The sequence below is a fragment of the Pyxidicoccus sp. M15 genome, assembly GCF_056858435.1.
The window spans coordinates 4,839,905-4,855,828 of the sequence record NZ_CM166495.1 but is presented as its reverse complement, the minus strand read 5'-3'; the positions used below and the strand labels follow the sequence as shown (position 1 = coordinate 4,855,828).

Here is a 15,924-nt window from a genome sequence, read left to right as displayed (position 1 = left end):
GAGATTCTCGGCCCCACCCGCCGGGCCCGCCCTCCAGGCGCCTTCCGGCTACCCATCCCCGCGCCAACAGCGCTACGCCTATGACCATGAACGACTTCCAGTTCCAGGAAATGTTGCCGCTGGGCAAGGACGAGACGCCCTTCAAGCTCCTCACGAAGGACCACGTCTCCACGTTCGAGGCGGCCGGCCGCACCTTCGTCCAGGTCGAGCCCGAGGGCCTCACCCTCCTCACCCGCCACGCCATGCGCGACATCGCGCACCTCCTGCGCCCCGGCCACCTGGGCCAGCTCGCCCACATCCTCAAGGACCCGGAGGCGTCCGCGAATGACCGCTTCGTGGCGCTGGAGCTGCTGAAGAACGCCAACATCGCCGCTGGCGGCGTGCTGCCCTCCTGCCAGGACACGGGCACCGCCATCGTCATGGGCAAGAAGGGCCAGTACGTCCTCACCCGCGGCAACGACGAGGAGGCGATTTCGCGCGGCGTGTTCGACACGTACCGCACGTCCAACCTGCGCTACTCGCAGATGGCGCCGCTCGACATGTACAAGGAGGTCAACACCAACAACAACCTCCCCGCGCAGATCGAGCTCTACGCCACCGAGGGCGACGCCTACAAATTCCTCTTCATGGCCAAGGGCGGCGGCTCCGCGAACAAGAGCTACCTCTTCCAGGAGACCAAGGCGCTGCTCAACCCGCAGAGCCTGCTCGCGTTCCTCGACGCGAAGATTCGCTCCCTCGGCACCGCCGCGTGCCCGCCGTACCACCTGGCCATCGTCGTGGGCGGCACCTCCGCCGAGTACGCGCTGAAGACGGCCAAGTACGCCTCCGCGCGCTACCTGGACACGCTGCCCCGCGAGGGCAACGCCCTGGGCCGCGGCTTCCGTGACGTGGAGCTGGAGCAGGAGGTGCTCAAGCTCACCCAGCGCACCGGCATTGGCGCGCAGTTCGGCGGCAAGTACTTCTGCCACGACGTGCGCGTCATCCGCCTGCCCCGCCACGGCGCGTCCTGCCCGGTGGCCATCGCCGTGTCGTGCTCGGCGGACCGGCAGGTGCTGGGGAAGATCACCCGCGACGGCATCTTCCTGGAGCAGCTGGAGGCGGACCCCGCGAAGTACCTCCCCGAGACGACGGAGACGGACCTCGGGGGCGAGGTGGTGAAGATCGACCTCAACCGCCCCATGAGCGAGATTCGCGCCGAGCTGTCCCGCTACCCCATCAAGACGCGCCTGTCGCTCAGCGGCCCCATGGTGGTGGCGCGTGACATCGCGCACGCGAAGCTCAAGGAGCGCCTGGACGCCGGCCAGGGGATGCCGCAGTACATGAAGGACTACATGGTCTACTACGCCGGCCCGGCGAAGACGCCGGAAGGCATGGCGTCCGGCTCGTTCGGCCCGACGACGGCGGGCCGCATGGACGCCTACGTGGACCAGTTCCAGGCCGAGGGCGGCAGCTTCGTGATGCTCGCCAAGGGCAACCGCTCACCCGCCGTCACCGAGGCGTGCAAGAAGCACGGCGGCTTCTACCTGGGCTCCATCGGCGGTCCGGCGGCGCGGCTGGCGCAGGACTGCATCAAGAAGGTGGAGGTGCTGGAGTACCAGGAGCTGGGCATGGAGGCCGTGTGGAAGATCGACGTGGTCGACTTCCCCGCCTTCATCGTCGTGGACGACAAGGGCAACGACTTCTTCGCCAACATCAACAAGCCCACGGCGAAGAAGGGCTGAGTCCAGCCATACGCCCGGAGGTCGTCCCCTGGGATGCGCGCCACCGCGAGGACTTCAGAGGGGGACCCGAGGGGCTGTTTGCGAGAGCCGGCCGGGCGTCGTCTGGCCTGAGCGCTCCTGTTCCGAGAGAAAGACCGAGCCCTCCCGGTGGGCGCCCAGGTCGTCAGGTCCGGTGCGAAGCGAGCCGGGAAGACGGGCGGGCGGGACGGCGCTCGGAAGGCCTGGCGGGTGACGCGCTCCCGGAGGGCCTCCACTTCATGGACAAGGGGTGGAGCCATGACCGCGCGGGGCCCTCCCGGTGCGCAACAGACAGTCGAGCGCGAAGTGCTCGACGTACTCAGCGGGCTCTTGTCCGAGCTGGGCCAGCCGCGCGCCGCGGAGGACCTGAGCGCGGACGCTCCGCTGGACACGGCGCTCGGGCTGGGCAGCCTGGAGCGGGTGGAGCTGCTCCTGAGACTTCAGCAGACGTTCGGCGTCACGCTGCCGGATGATGCGGTGGCCAGGGCCTCGTGTGCCCGGGAGCTGACCCGCCTCGTTTTGGAGGCACACCCGGCCGTCGAGGCTGCACGCCCCGCGCTACGGGAGCCCCAGCCTCCCGCGAGGGCGGCCCCCGGGTCCGCGCACCTCCTGACGGACGTGCTGCGCTGGCACGCGGAAGCCTGGCCCGAGCGTTGCCACCTCCTGCTGCGCGGGGAGGACGGCACGGAGCGCCCGCTGACGTACAGGACGCTGTGGGCGAGGGCCTCGGCGGTGGCCGCGGCCCTGGCGGACGCAGGCGTGGAGCGCGGTGAGCCGGTGGCCCTCATGTTGCGCACGGAAGCGGCCTTCTTCTCATGCTTCTTCGGCACGCTGCTCGCGGGAGGAATCCCCGCGCCCCTCTACCCGCCGTTCCGGCTGGACAGGCTGGAGGAGTACGTGGGTCATCAGGTGGGGATTCTGCGCAACGCGAGTCCCCGGGTGCTCGTCACGTTCGACGAGGCGCTCCGGGTGGGCGCGTTGCTCAAGGCCCGGGTGCCTTCGCTGCGGCGCACGGTGACGCCCGCCGAGCTCGAATGGACGGACGCGAGCGCACCGGCGGTCCACGTGGAGGCCACGGACGGAGCGCTGCTCCAGTACACCTCAGGCAGCACGGGAGCGCCCAAGGGCGTGCTGCTCACCCACGCGAACGTGCTGGCCAACATCCGGGCCATCGGCCGGGTGCTGCGGGTGAGCCCCGGGGACGTGGCGGTGAGCTGGCTGCCGCTGTACCACGACATGGGACTCATCGGCTCGTGGCTGATGCCGCTGACGTATGGAGTCCCGCTCACCCTCCTCTCGCCGCTGGCCTTCCTGACGCGCCCTTCGCGCTGGCTGCACGCGCTGCACGCACACCGGGGGACGCTCTCCGCGGCGCCGAACTTCGCGTACGACCTCTGCGTGAAGAAGGTGCGGGACGAGGAGCTCGCGGGGTTGGACCTGAGCGCCTGGCGCGTGGCGCTGAATGGCTCGGAGGCGGTGAGCCCCGAGACGCTGGAGCGCTTCACCCGGCGGTTTGCCCCGTACGGGCTGAAGCCGGGGGCGCTCTTTCCGGCGTACGGGCTGGCCGAGGTCGCGGTGGCGCTCACCTTCCCTCCGCCGGGCCGGCCGCCGCGCATCGACGTGGTAGACCGCGAGCGCTTCGAGCGGAAGGGAGAGGCGCGGCCCACCCTGGAGGCCACGAGGATGCTGCGCTTCGTCTCGTGCGGACGCCCGCTGCCCGGCTACGCGGTGCGAATCGTCGACGAGCAGCGCCGCCCCGTGGAGGAGCGGGTGCGGGGCCACATCGCGCTGCGGGGCCCTTCTTTGACACCGGGCTACTACGGCAATCCGGAAGCGACGCGAAGGGCGCTGCGCGACGGGTGGCTGGACTCGGGGGACCTGGGGTACCTGGCGGACGGGGAGCTGTACGTGTCGGGGAGGAGCAAGGAGCTCATCATCAAGGCGGGGCGCAACCTGTACCCGGCGGAAATCGAGGAGAAGGTGGGCGAGGTGCCCGGGGTGCGCAAGGGCTGCGTGGTGGCATTCGGGCAGCCGGACCCGCAGGTGGGGACGGAGCGGCTGGTGGTGGTGGCGGAGACACGCGAGCGCTCGCGCGAGGCACGCGAGCGGCTGCGAGCGGCCATCGTGAAGCGGGTGGCCGAGGTGCTGGAGCTGCCGCCGGACGAGGTGGTGCTGGTGCCGCCGGGGGCGGTGCGCAAGACGTCGAGCGGCAAGCTGCGGCGAGGCGCCACGCGAGAGGCCTGGAGGAGCGGAGCGCTGGCCCGGGGCCGGCGGGGCACGTGGGCGCAGCTCGCGCGGCTGGCGGCGAGCACAGCGCGGGCGCGAGCGGGGCGGCTGCTGGGGACGGTGGGAGCCGCGGCGTACACGGGGTACTTCACGGCGCTGGTGTTGCTGGCGGCATCGGTGCTGGAGGTGGCCCTGCGGGTGACGCCGGAGGGAGCGGAAACGGAACGGATGATGAAGAGAGGCTCGCGCTGGCTGCTGAGGGCGGCGGGCTGTCCGGTGCGTGTCACGGGTGGAGAGCACCTGCGGGGCAAAGGGCCATGGGTGCTGGTGGCCCGACACGTGAGCTACCTGGACTCGGTGGTGATGCTGGCGGTGCTGCCGGTGGACTACCGGGCGGTGGCGCAGCGGGAGGCGGGGAGCTGGCCAGTCGTGGGAAGGGCGATGAAGCAGTCAGCGCAGTTGCTGGTGGACCGCGTCCACGCGGGGCCCGCGGCGGAGGCGGCGGAGCGCGCATCGCGGCTGCTGCGGGAGGGGACCTCGCTGCTCGTCTTCCCCGAGGGCGCGAGGGCGCGGGGGCCGGGGATGCTGCCGCTGAAGCTGGGGGCCTTCAAGGCGGCGGTGGAGACGAAGCGGCCACTGGTGCCCGTGCACATCGAGGGGACGCGGCGCATCTGGCCGCGGGGCTGGCACCTGCTGCGGCCCGGACGCATCACCGTCGTCATTGGCGAGCCGCTGCTACCGGAGGGAAGAGGCTGGCCGGAGATGGTGCGGTTGAGGGAGCGGACGCGGCAGGAGCTGAGCGTGGGGAGGCGTCCGGGCTGAATGGGATGCTGGTCATTCCGGGACCAGGGCTGGACGCCCGCCTGCCCTCCCGTCACTCCGGGGTGCACGTTCGTGCACGGAAGCAGCACTCAGACCCGCGGTGACTCACCGCTCACGACGGCGGGCGCCGGAGCGCGCTTCTTCTTCGGAATGACGGAGCGGCGCGGCCCCTTGAGGGCCACGCTCAGCAGCAGGGCCCCGGGGAGCAGCATGCCAATGCCCTGCGAGATGTTGTCGGGCGGGCGCACGACGGCCCCCAGCACCAGCGCGGAGAACAGCAGGCCACAGACCAGCCGGATGACGAGGGAGCTCACACGGGACCTCTATCAGGAGTGTCGCCCAGCCTAAGCACCCGCGCGGCACTGTCCACCCGCCCCCTCGCTTTCCGGGCAGGCCCTACACAAGACGACCCGGCCTCACTCCGTGCCGGGTCGTCCGCGCGTCACGTCACGGCACGAGCATGCCCAGCTTCGGCGCCGGAGGCCCCGGCGGCGTCGCGGGCGGCTGCACCGGCGAGGGCTGCGCCGGCGTCACCGTCACGTCCTGGGACAGCGACTCCACGTCGTGGAAGCCCTTCGCGCTCACGTCGGAGCCGGAGAAGCGCGCCCACCCCTGCAGGTTGCGCTGCCACACGTGCGTCATCTGCCACAGCTGGAGGCCGCTGTTGGCCACGTACAGGTACATGGCGCGCTTCGGGTTCCACGGGTTGGGCAGCGCCAGCGCCAGGCCGTCATCCGGGCTCCCGTACGTCTTGCCCTGCCAGCGGAAGTAGCGCCGGCCCAGCTCCACCGGGAGCCTCTTCTCCTCGGCCAGCCGCGCCAGCAGCGCGTTGTCCTCCGCGCCGCCGAAGAGGACCAGGTCTCGCTCCGCCAGCTCCTTGTCCGTCACCTCGCCGTCCGGCTTCACCGGGGGCAGCACCTCCGTGAAGACGTCCGCGAGCACGTCGCGGTAGCCCAGCACCAGCGTGCGCATGGACTCCGTCTGCCGGGCCGTGCCGTGCACCAGCAGCAGCTTGTCGAAGGCGTCCGTCTGGTTGCCCATCACCTGGAAGCGCTCGCGCGGCACGGGGATGTCGTTGGACGCGTTGAACACCACGCGCACCGGCGCCTCGGCCGTGCGGAAGGTGAACGTCTCATTCCCGTTCTTCACCTCCACGCGCTCCAGCGTGGAGCCCTTCGCCGTCTTCACCTCCACCAGCGTGACGAAGTGCCACGGGCGCGAGCCCGGCTGCTCCACCTTCAGCGTCGTCTCGTAGCCGTCCTTCACCTGCGCGGCGGTGGCGCGGATGCGCGGCTGGGGCAGGCCCGTGCGCTCCAGCCACTGCGCGACGAAGGCCCCCACGTCCTTGTTGGTGGCCTCCAGCACGGTGCGCTTGAAGTCCGCCGTGGTGATGTCCTTGTTCGCGTAGCGCGCGTGCACCGCGCCCATCGCCTTGCTGAAGTCCTTGTTGCCCAGGAGCAGCCGGAGCTGGTGCAGCGCGAAGGTGCCCTTGATGCGCGGCACCAGGTAGGCGCCATAACGGCCGTAGTCCGTCTTCGCCGTCACCGGCACCACGTCCTGCTCCCGCGACGTGACGAAGAGATAGCGCGCGTTCAGCTCCGACAGCGCGTCCCGCTGGTGCTCGTAGGCCTTGTCCGCGCCCTCGGGCAAATCCTTCAAGAGCTTCCAGTAGGCCGCGGTGCCGCTGGACAGCCAGTTGTCCCCATCCGTGGACGGGAACACCGTGTTGGACCACAGGAGCGACGCGTCGAAGGCGACGGCGTCCTTCACCTTCTCCAGGTCCCGCTTCGGCGCGGCGGGCTCCGCGGGCGCCTTCCAGCTCTTGCGCGCCTCCTTCAGCTTGTCCGCGACGACGACGGGGCTGAACGTCGTGTAGCCCAGCGACAGGTGCGGAATAGCGCCCGGCAGGTCCGGCATGAAGCGGCTGCCAATCATCTTCTCGCGCAGCGTCGTCTTGCCGTAGTGGGCGAGGAACATCAGCTTCTCGATCATCTCCGACGTGGTCACCTTGCCGTCACACGCGTGCGGCCGGTTGATGGGCGTAGAGGCCATCATCCGGGTGGCGGTGTCCAGGTCGAAGCCCTTGTTGCCGTACTTCGCGTAGTACTCCTGGAAGGCGATGTCCCGGTTCCACGTGTTGAAGGCCAGGTCCACCGGGGCGTTGTCCGGGTTGGGCACGGACTCCTTGCGCACCTCCGGGTCTCGCGTGTTGTTGTTCGCCCAGATGAAGTCCTTCAGGTTGCCCGGGGTGTCCGAGGCGTTGCCCTTGCTGCCCGTGCGCCACAGCCGCGTCTTCTTCGTGCCGAGCAGGAAGCAGGCGCCCTCGTCCGTCTTCGCGTCCGCCATCGTCCAGTCGTTGCTGTAGAGGCCGTTGTTCCCGTCATTCAGGATGCGCGCCACGTCGTCGATGCTGGACGCGTACTGCGCCGCCTTGCGGATGCGGTTGCTCTGCGGCGAGCCGTTCATGTCGAACGGCGTCTGCCCCACCGTCGTCTCGCCGATGACGATGCCCGCGGCGTTGACGTACCAGTCCGAGCCGCTGTGGATGCCGCCCGGGAAGGTCTGCATCACGAAGCGGTGGCCCTTCGTCGGCTGCACGTCCAGCATCACGTCCCAGTGGACGCCGGTGTAGCCGTTCCACATGAAGATCTGCCCGATGATGGCGCGCCCGTCCTTCGTCGCGGACTTGGTGGCCACGAACGAGGAGCAGTGGTCGCCCTTGCCGGCGCGCTCGGCCTCGTCCTCCGCCTTCAGGTAGGTGCGGCCGGACAGCGGCGTCGCCGTGGCGCGGTTGGCCTCCTCCAGCTGGCCCGCGTCCACCGCGGAGTTGAGGGTGACGATGTCCAGCAGGTCCAGCTCGCGGTCCTTGAACTTCGCGCCGGCCTTGTTGGCGCCGTCGGCGATGCCCTTCATCTCCTCCAGGTACTCGGTGTCGTACTTGCGCAGGAAGAGCGCGTCCGCGAGCAGCCGCGCGTGGCCCCACCCCTTCGCCGCATCCGTCTTGTCCTTCTGGATGCCGAGCTTCTCCATGTAGCTGACGATTTCCGTGCCCGTGAGCTCACCGAGCTGCTGGCCCCGCTCGTACGGCTCGCCCTCGATGTGGACGTAGATCCACCCGCCGTCGTCGTAGCGGAAGCCCTTGCCGGCCCAGCGCACGGACTCCATGGGCACGTAGGTGGTGATGTCGTCCACCTTCTCCAGGCGCACGTCGTCGAACCACGCGGTGCCGGTGGCCTTGCCGTTGCGTCCCAGGTGCAGCTGCACGCGGTCCGAGGACTGGGTGGCGAAGAAGAGCGTCGACACGCGGGTGCCGCCCTCGGTGGCCGGAGCGGGCGTGCAGTTGGTGAAGGGGAAGCTCTTCATGGACAGACAGGCGCCGTGGGCCGTGGGGTAGCGGGCCTGCGGGTCCGCCTGCACGCCGCGCGTGCGCACCCAGGCGCTGAGCCGGTACAGCTGGCCCACCTGGAGCTTCATCGCGTCGGACTCGACGGTGGTCTCCGCGCCGCCCTGGGGGCTTTCGATGGCCAGGCCCTTCGCGCCCTCCGCCTTCGCCTCCGACGAGGCGGACACCTTGCCCTGCCCCTTCGACGTCCAGAACGCCGGCAGCGCCGAGGCCCCTCCCGCCAGCTCGAAGCTGCCGTTGGGCACGGGGATGGGAGAGGAAGCAGGCGCCGCCAGGGCGGGCGCCGCTTGGAGCGTGCCCACGGAGAGCAGGAGCGCGCCGAGGAGCTTCGACGTCTTGCGGGGGTCGGTCATGAGGAGGCCTGGCCGGGCATCGGCGTGGGAAGGCGTAGGGAGCGCATGACACTTCCCCCTCCCTCATGCGTCAACCGGGACCGCCCGACCTGGCGCATGACGCGGAGCGGCTTGGCTTCCTGGCCGCCTGCCGGGGAGTCAGCGGAGCACGCGGGCACTCACGCGGAGTACGCCGCGCGCCGCCCGGCGGAGCACGTCCACCCGCCTCGCGGGGATGGCGGGCGGGTCCACCGGCGCGTCCCAGTCGAAGGTGCGCAGGCGGGTCAGGAAGCCATGTCGCACACAGCCCTCCAGGCTGAAGACGTGGAGGTCATGCGTCCACCGCACCGCGAGCCGCAAATCCCGGGAAAACTCCGCCCAGTCCAGCGGCTGTGGGAGGCGCGTGCCCGGAAACTCCACTCCACCCCCGGTGATTCCCACCGCGATGGAGGGCGCGCCCGGGCCGTAGCTCCACAGCATCGCCGCGCCGTGGGGACGCGCGAAGCTGGTGTAGAGCATCAGCACCTCCCGGTCCGACGGCAGGTCCAGCACGCCCGACACGCGCTGCAGCAGCGTGGAGCGGGACTGCCGCTCGTCCACGATGAACGGGAACTGGTACGTGTCCACCCGGTGCCCGTCCGCGCGGATGCGTTCCACCAGCGCGGTGTACGCGGCCCGGGCCTCCCGCACGCGCTCGCCCCGCCCCAGCCTGGGGAGCAGCTCCGGCAGCCGCCGCCACCCGCCCTCCAGCACCCGCCGCAGCTCGCGGATGTCCGGCTCGATGTCCAGGCCCACGCCGTCCCACGTCAGCCCGTGCTCGGCCGTCCACGCGCGGAAGGCGTCGTAGCGCGCCGTGGCCTGCGCGGCGTTTCCCGCGTGGAACCAGTAGCCCTGGTCCTCCGGGAGCAGCAGCCACGCCGTGACGGGGATGCCCTCGCGGTTGAGGCGGCGCACCACCTCCGCGCGCTCGGGGCCCAGGTCCAGCAGGCCCAGGCTCACACCGGCACGCAGCGCCACCAGGTCGTCGGTGACGGCCGGCGCGGCGAAGAGCTCGCGCAGGGCACCGGGCGACAGCTCGCAGAAGAAGGTCAGGCGGGGGGCTTCCATTTACGATGTGCTCCGGGGGCGGTCCTTGGCCAGCGCACCATACTGCTTCAGCTTCCGGTACAGCGTCGCCGCGCTGATGCCGAGCTGCCGCGCCGTCACCGTCTGGTTTCCTCCGTTCCGCTCCACCGCGGCAAGGATGTAGTCCCGCTCGATGGCCTCCAGCGGGCGCACGCCCGCGGCCACCACGGGCGCGGGCAGCGACTCCCGCACGTCCTCCGGCAGGTCGTCCAGCTCGATGCGCCGGCCCCGCGCGAGGGCCACCGCCCGCTCCAGCGCGTTCTCCAGCTCGCGCACGTTGCCGGGCCAGTCGTACCGGACGAGCTGGTCCGCCGCCCGGGGTGTCAGCGCGAGCTCCGGCCGGCCCATGCGCCTGGCGGCCGCCGCGAGCAGCACCCGCGCCAGCGGCAGCACGTCCTCGCGCCGCTCGCGCAGGGGCGGCACGCGCAGCTCCACGACGCGCAGGCGGTAGTAGAGGTCCTTCCGGAAGCGGCCCGCCTCCACCTCGCGCGCCAGGTCCCGGTGCGTGGCCGCCACCACGCGGACGTCGATGGGCCGGCTCCGGTTCTCTCCCACCCGCCGGACCTGCCGCTCCTGCATCGCTCGCAGCAGCTTCGCCTGCACCGCGGGAGCGAGCTCTCCCACCTCGTCCAGGAACAACGTCCCGCCCCCCGCCGCCTCGAGCAGCCCCGGCCGCTCGCGCACCGCGCCGGTGAAGGCACCCCGGGCGTGGCCGAACAGCTCGCTGTCCAGCAGCGCCTCCGACAACGCCGCGCAGTTGAGGGCCAGGAAGGGCTCCGCCGCGCGCGCGGACGCCTCGTGGAGCAGCCGCGCCACCCGCTCCTTGCCCACCCCGCTCTCCCCCAGGATGAGCACCGTGGAGTCCACCTCCGCCACCCGCCGCGCCAGCTCCAGCACCCGCCGCATGCCCGCGCTGCACGCGACGATGCCGGACGGGTCCACCGCGGGCGAGCCCGTGCGCGCCAGGTCCCGACGACGCGCGTCCAGACGCTGCTCCGCGCGCTTCAGCTCGCCGGCCACCCGGCGCAGTGACGCGTCCAGCCCGTCCGACTCGAAGAAGGGCAGGTGCGACTCCAGCTCCGCGCCCCAGGCGTCCCGCGTCCGCGCCCGGAAGCGACACTCCGCGTCGCCCTTCCCGAGGCACCGGTCCTCCAGCACGTAGATGGGGTGCCCCTCCGTCCGGCTGAGATAGCCGCTCGCGAAGCCGGTGAGCGTCCAGCACACGGGCGCGTCCGCCCGCCCCACGTGGAGCCGGTGCTGCTCCGCTTCATACGACGCCTCCAGCCTGGCGCCCCCGGAGGAGAACGGGTCCTCCGCCCCGGGCACGAGCCGGATGAGCCCCTGGAGCCGGTGGATGACGCCTCCCGCCTGGCGCCAGTCCTCGGTGCGCTCCCACGTGAAGCCGGAGCACAGGGCCTCCGCCATGCGCCAGCCATGTGCGAAGGCGAAGCGCGTCAGCACCGCCCGCGCCGCAGTGGCGCCGAAGGTGTCCAGCACCGCCTTGCGCAGCAGGCCCATGGCCACCGCGTCGAGGATGAGCGCCCGCTGCCCCGCGAAGCGGACCACGCCCTCCTCCGCGTCGATGTCCAGCAGCTCGCGGATGTCCAGGTCCTCCAGTCGCACCGGCGCCTCCTTCATTTTGAAGGAGTGCCCTACCGCATTTTGACGGAGTGCTCGCGAGCCCCGGCTCGGGAGCGACGGGTAACCAACGGAAGTTCCACGAGGGGCCGAGCTGGCGCGGGCGTTGCTGTCTCCCTCGACGCCGTTCCACCCGAGGACGCCTCCCATGCACTCCACGCTGGACCTGATGAGCACCGAGACGCGCGCCAACCCCTACCCGCTCTACGCCGAGCTGCGGCGCACCGGCATCCGCCAGGTGGAGCCCGGCGGCCTGTGGGCCGTCAGTCGCTACGAGGACGTGGTGGCCGTGCTGAAGGACCCGCGCCGCTTCTCGTCGGAGGGGCTGGCGCGGGGCTTCCTGCCGCCGTGGATTCAGCGCAACCCCACCGCGCAGTCCTTCGTGATGATGGACCCGCCGGCCCACTCGCGGCTGCGAGGACGCGTGGCCCGGGCCTTCGGCCCCGCGGCCCTGGCCGTGCTGGAGCCGAAGATTCGCGCCATCGCCGAGGAACTCACGCAGCGCCTCCTCCGCGCCGACGGCGAGGTGGACTTCGTCGAGGCCTTCGCCCTGCGCCTCCCGGTGCGCGTGCTGGGCCTGCTGTTCGGCCTGGAGGCGGACCAGTACCCGAAGCTCAAGGGCTGGGCGGATGACCTCGTCAGCATCCCCGCGGGCCAGCACCCACCCGAGGAGCAGGCGCGCATCCGCCAGAGCCTCGTCGACATGGAGCGGTGCTTCGAGGACATCATCGAAGCGCGCCGCGCGGCCCCGGGAGACGACCTCGTGAGCGAGCTCATCCGCCCCGGCGAGGACGGCTCGGTGCTCACCCATGACGAGCTCATCAGCTTCCTCTTCAGTCTGCTCCCCGCGGGCGTGGAGACCACGGTGTACCTGCTCGCCAACACGCTGTTCGTCCTGTCCGAGCGCCCCGAGGACCTCGCGCGCGTGCTCGCCGACGCGCGCCTGGTGCCCAGGCTCATCGAGGAGGTCCTCCGCTTCGAGCCCCCCGGCCACTCCAGCCTCCGCCTCACCACCGAGGAGACGGAGCTGGGTGGCGTCCACCTCCCGCGCGGGGCCGCCGTCGTGGTGCTGCTGGCCTCGGCACTGCGCGACGAGCGCCAGTTCCCCGGGGCCGACCGCTTCGACCTCTCAAGAGGTGGCTCGTCGCACCTGGCCTTCGGCCACGGCGTCCACTACTGCCTGGGCGCCATGCTCGCGCGGCTCGAGGCGCGCCTCGGGCTGGAGGCGCTGCTGCCCCGCCTCCGGGGCATCTCCCGAGGCCCGGGGCCCATCGAATGGTCCCGCTCGCTCATCGCCCGGGGCCCGCTCGCGCTGCCGGTCCGGCTGTTGCCTGCCTGACGGTGGCATTCCGGCGCTTGGCATCACCGTGCGGGGTGTGCAGCCTTGCGCGCCACATCCACCGGGAGCAACCGCATGCAGCCATTCCACACGGGCCGCCTGATCGACCACGTCCACTTCCGCGTGAAGGACTTCGATGCGAGCAAGCGCTTCTACCGCGCGGTGCTGGACGTGCTCGGCATCCCCATCAACGATGACAACGAGCATACCTTCTCCGTTGATGAGCTCTACATCTCCCCCCTGGATGCGGGCATCCCGCCCTCCGGGCACGGCATCCACCTGGCCTTCCAGGCGAAGGACCGCGAGACGGTGCACCGCTTCCACGCGGCGGCGCTCGCGGCGGGCGGCCGCGACAACGGCGCCCCCGGCCTGCGCCACTACCACGCCAACTACTACGCCGCCTTCGTGCTGGACCCGGATGGCAACAACATCGAGGCCGTGTACCAGGGCCCGACGCGTCGCTCCGCGGACTCCGTGCTCATCTCCCCCGCGGACTGACGGCGCCTGTTTCCCGCTGGCACCTTCCCCCGTGAAGAGGTCGACGCTTCGGCGCCCCGGCCGTCCAGAGCTGGACGGGACGGTCGCTCGCTGACGCAGCGGTGACATGCCGTGACTAACCACAGGTCATGGCCGCGTCACCCCGGGGCATCGAAGCGCTGTTGATGGAAGAATCCGTGAAGCCCCGGCTGCGGGGCCTCTCGCACCTGCTCGCGGCCGGGGTGGCGCTCTACGGCTGCATCTGGCTCGCGCTGGCGCCGGCGCAGGGGGCCCCCTACGCCGCCGCCCTGGTGTTCGGTATCAGCCTGGTCCTGATGTTCGGGGTCAGCGGCACGTACCACTGGCCCACCTGGAGCCCCGCCGCCTACGCGCGCCTGCGGCGGTGCGACCACGCGGCCATCTACTTCCTCATCGCCGGCAGCTTCACGCCCATGGCCGCGCTGGAGACCCGGAGTGGCTGGAGCACGCCGCTGCTCTTCCTGATGTGGGGCTGCGCGCTCACCGGCGCGACGCTCGCCCTGCTGGGCATCTCCGCGTCGCGGGGCCTGCGCTCCGCGCTCTACGTCGCGCTGGGCCTGCTGGCCGCCCCGGTGGTGGCTCAATTGCCGGCCATTATCGGCCCGACGCGCGTCGCGGGGCTCGTCCTCGGAGGCGTCCTCTATGCCCTGGGCGCGGTGGTCTACGCGAAGCGCTGGCCGGACCCGAAGCCCACCTTCTTCGGCTACCACGAGGTGTTCCACCTCATGGTCATCGCCGCGGCCGCCGTGCACTACGGCGTCGTCACCGACGTCCTCTGGAGCCGCTGAGGCCAGGCGCCTTCAGACGCGCTCGAGACGAACGAAGGCGCCCACGGAAACATCCCGGTGACATGAGCGTCACGGCCGTTGAACGAGCACACCCGTTTCGGCGTTGTGACATGCATGGCCCCGACGGCTCCCTACCCTGCACGCTCCACCCACTACGGAGCGTTCATGCACCTGACTCGCGCGGTCTCAGCACTGGCACTCGTCTCGATGTTCGGCATCGGTTGTGGCACGCCCGCTCCGGAAGCCGAGGGCAAGGCGACGCCGCAGGTGGCCCCGGAGCTGCTGTCCCAGTCGCATGCGCTGAGCACGGACATCTACAACGGCTATGCGGTGACGGTGTCGGGCGGGCTGGGCTCGGTGCAGACCTTCCGCCTGGTGAACCCGGCGCCCGCTGCGAAGCTGACCTTCACGCTGCGGGGCGGCAGCGGTGACGCGGACCTGTACGTGAAGCGGTACTCCGAGCCCACGTTCACCGACTACGACTGCCTGAGCGACGCGGTGGGCAACACGGAGAACTGCGTCTACACCACCGGCGTCGAGGACGACCAGTCGTACTACGTCCTCGTCTATGGCTTCGACCCGTTCTCCAGCGTCACGCTGCACGCGTACTACAGCAACCCGCTGGCGCTCGCGACGACAGTGACCACCCAGCTCAACCAGCTGTCGCGGACGGTGTACGAGGTGGCCGTGCCAGCGGGCAAGAAGCGGCTCCAGGTCACGGCCACGCAGTCGTTCGGGCAGAGCGGCCAGTTCAAGCTCTACGTGCGCCAGGGCGACGCGCCCGCGGTGCCGAGCGCGGTGGAGTGCACCACGGACAGCACCACGCTGCCCGCGGTCTGCTCCATCCTCAATCCCGTGGCGGGCACGGCCTACGTCATGGTCGAAGGCGTCAGCAACATCGCCTCCTTGAACCTGCGCGTGGACGCGCTCACGAAGTAGCGGCTCCTCGTCCATGACGGCCTCCCGGTGTGGCGCCGGGAGGCCTCACGTCAGGCAGCACCCGTCACGACGGGCATGCCGCGAGCCCGCCGGTATCAGTACGACCAGGGGAAGCGCTTGAAGTCGCGCTTGCGCTTCTGGACGAAGGCGTCGCGTCCCTCCTGGGCCTCGTCGGTGCCGTAGGCCAGGCGCGTGGCCTCACCGGCGAAGAGCTGCTGGCCCACCATGCCGTCGTCGGGGAGGTTGAAGGCGTACTTCAACATCTTGATGGCCGTCGGGCTCTTCGTGTTGATCTCCGCGGCCCAGTCGAGCGCGAAGTCCTCCAGCTGCGCGTGCGGCACCACGGCGTTGACCATGCCCATCTGGAACGCCTCCTCCGCGGAGTAGTTGGCCCCGACGAAGAAGATTTCCCGCGCGCGCTTCTGGCCCACCTGGCGCGCCAGCAGCGCGGAGCCGTAGCCGCCGTCGAAGCTGGCCACGTCCGCATCGGTCTGCTTGAAGACGGCGTGCTCCTTGCTGGCGATGGTCATGTCGCAGACCACGTGGAGGCTGTGCCCGCCGCCCACCGCCCAGCCCGGCACCACGGCCACGACGGCCTTGGGCAGGAAGCGGATCTGCCGCTGCACCTCGAGGATGTGCAGGCGCCCCAGACGCGCCGGGTCGGACTCTCCCTCTTCGCCCTCGTACTTGTAGCCGTCCTTGCCGCGGATGCGCTGGTCTCCGCCGGAGCAGAACGCCCAGCCGCCGTCCTTGGGCGACGGGCCGTTGCCGGTGATGAGCACGCAGCCCACGTCCGTCATGAAGCGCGTGGCCTCCAGCGCGCGGGACAGCTCATCCACGGTGCGGGGGCGGAAGGCGTTGCGCACCTCGGGGCGGTTGAAGGCGATGCGGACGGTGCCCTGGTCCACCGCGCGGTGGAAGGTGATGTCCTTGAACTTGAAGCCGTCGACGGGCTTCCAGCGCGCCGGGTTGAAGATGGCCGAAACCATGGAGTCGTCTCTTGGGGAGAGGGGTTGAACGGGCGCGGACGCTAGGCCCCGTGGCAGCGTCCGTCCAG

Annotated in this window: 11 protein-coding genes; 6 read left to right on the top strand and 5 right to left on the bottom strand. The window is 70.9% G+C overall.

The window, feature by feature from the left end; all coding sequences use genetic code 11:
* The first annotated feature begins 86 nt into the window (after positions 1-86).
* Both ACX9TP_RS18400 and ACX9TP_RS18395 read left to right on the top strand, forming a co-directional pair.
* A complete protein-coding gene (locus ACX9TP_RS18400; protein ID WP_482982194.1) occupies positions 87-1,721 on the top strand; it encodes a fumarate hydratase in 1,635 nt (544 codons plus the stop codon).
* A 324-nt stretch (positions 1,722-2,045) separates the two neighbouring features.
* Complete coding sequence (locus ACX9TP_RS18395; protein WP_482981027.1) at positions 2,046-4,787, top strand: AMP-binding protein; 2,742 nt, start codon at positions 2,046-2,048, stop codon at positions 4,785-4,787.
* Positions 4,788-4,876: 89 nt separating this feature from the next.
* Here the strand turns inward: ACX9TP_RS18395 and ACX9TP_RS18390 are convergent, their stop codons facing one another.
* From ACX9TP_RS18390 to ACX9TP_RS18375, 4 genes are all read right to left on the bottom strand, one after another.
* Complete coding sequence (locus ACX9TP_RS18390) at positions 4,877-5,101, bottom strand: hypothetical protein (RefSeq protein ID WP_482981026.1); 225 nt, start codon at positions 5,099-5,101, stop codon at positions 4,877-4,879.
* Between the two features lie 133 nt (positions 5,102-5,234).
* The gene (locus ACX9TP_RS18385; protein WP_482981025.1) at positions 5,235-8,543 is read right to left on the bottom strand and encodes a C45 family autoproteolytic acyltransferase/hydrolase; all 3,309 of its coding nucleotides are present in this window, start codon (positions 8,541-8,543) and stop codon (positions 5,235-5,237) included.
* A 138-nt stretch (positions 8,544-8,681) separates the two neighbouring features.
* The gene (locus ACX9TP_RS18380; RefSeq protein ID WP_482981024.1) at positions 8,682-9,629 is read right to left on the bottom strand and encodes a hypothetical protein; all 948 of its coding nucleotides are present in this window, start codon (positions 9,627-9,629) and stop codon (positions 8,682-8,684) included.
* Positions 9,630-11,270, bottom strand: coding sequence for a sigma 54-interacting transcriptional regulator (locus ACX9TP_RS18375; protein WP_482981023.1), 1,641 nt, complete (start codon positions 11,268-11,270; stop codon positions 9,630-9,632). It lies immediately after the preceding gene.
* Between the two features lie 163 nt (positions 11,271-11,433).
* Between ACX9TP_RS18375 and ACX9TP_RS18370 the strand changes: the two genes are divergently transcribed.
* From ACX9TP_RS18370 to ACX9TP_RS18355, 4 genes are all read left to right on the top strand, one after another.
* Positions 11,434-12,624, top strand: coding sequence for a cytochrome P450 (locus tag ACX9TP_RS18370; RefSeq protein WP_482981022.1), 1,191 nt, complete (start codon positions 11,434-11,436; stop codon positions 12,622-12,624).
* Between the two features lie 75 nt (positions 12,625-12,699).
* Positions 12,700-13,122 (top strand): VOC family protein, encoded by a 423-nt coding sequence (locus ACX9TP_RS18365; RefSeq protein ID WP_482981021.1) that lies wholly within the window; start codon positions 12,700-12,702, stop codon positions 13,120-13,122.
* Positions 13,123-13,250: 128 nt separating this feature from the next.
* A complete protein-coding gene (gene trhA, locus ACX9TP_RS18360) occupies positions 13,251-13,928 on the top strand; it encodes a PAQR family membrane homeostasis protein TrhA (protein ID WP_482981020.1) in 678 nt (225 codons plus the stop codon).
* A gap of 165 nt (positions 13,929-14,093) precedes the next feature.
* Positions 14,094-14,867 carry a PPC domain-containing protein gene (locus ACX9TP_RS18355; RefSeq protein WP_482981019.1) on the top strand — a complete coding sequence of 258 codons (774 nt, stop codon included), beginning with the start codon at positions 14,094-14,096 and terminating at the stop codon, positions 14,865-14,867.
* Positions 14,868-14,962: 95 nt separating this feature from the next.
* Here ACX9TP_RS18355 and ACX9TP_RS18350 read toward each other — a convergent pair whose 3' ends face one another.
* The gene (locus ACX9TP_RS18350) at positions 14,963-15,856 is read right to left on the bottom strand and encodes a 1,4-dihydroxy-2-naphthoyl-CoA synthase (RefSeq protein WP_482981018.1); all 894 of its coding nucleotides are present in this window, start codon (positions 15,854-15,856) and stop codon (positions 14,963-14,965) included.
* Positions 15,857-15,924: the final 68 nt, after the last annotated feature.

What these genes read in the sequence shown, in the direction of transcription:
- ACX9TP_RS18350 (WP_482981018.1), bottom strand. Translation starts at nt 15,856, where the DNA reads ATGGTTTCGGCCATCTTCAACCCGGCGCGCTGGAAGCCCGTCGACGGC.
- ACX9TP_RS18365 (WP_482981021.1), top strand. Translation starts at nt 12,700, where the DNA reads ATGCAGCCATTCCACACGGGCCGCCTGATCGACCACGTCCACTTCCGC.
- ACX9TP_RS18380 (WP_482981024.1), bottom strand. Translation starts at nt 9,629, where the DNA reads ATGGAAGCCCCCCGCCTGACCTTCTTCTGCGAGCTGTCGCCCGGTGCC.
- ACX9TP_RS18370 (WP_482981022.1), top strand. Translation starts at nt 11,434, where the DNA reads ATGCACTCCACGCTGGACCTGATGAGCACCGAGACGCGCGCCAACCCC.
- ACX9TP_RS18400 (WP_482982194.1), top strand. Translation starts at nt 87, where the DNA reads ATGAACGACTTCCAGTTCCAGGAAATGTTGCCGCTGGGCAAGGACGAG.
- ACX9TP_RS18355 (WP_482981019.1), top strand. Translation starts at nt 14,094, where the DNA reads ATGCACCTGACTCGCGCGGTCTCAGCACTGGCACTCGTCTCGATGTTC.
- ACX9TP_RS18385 (WP_482981025.1), bottom strand. Translation starts at nt 8,543, where the DNA reads ATGACCGACCCCCGCAAGACGTCGAAGCTCCTCGGCGCGCTCCTGCTC.
- trhA (WP_482981020.1), top strand. Translation starts at nt 13,251, where the DNA reads ATGGCCGCGTCACCCCGGGGCATCGAAGCGCTGTTGATGGAAGAATCC.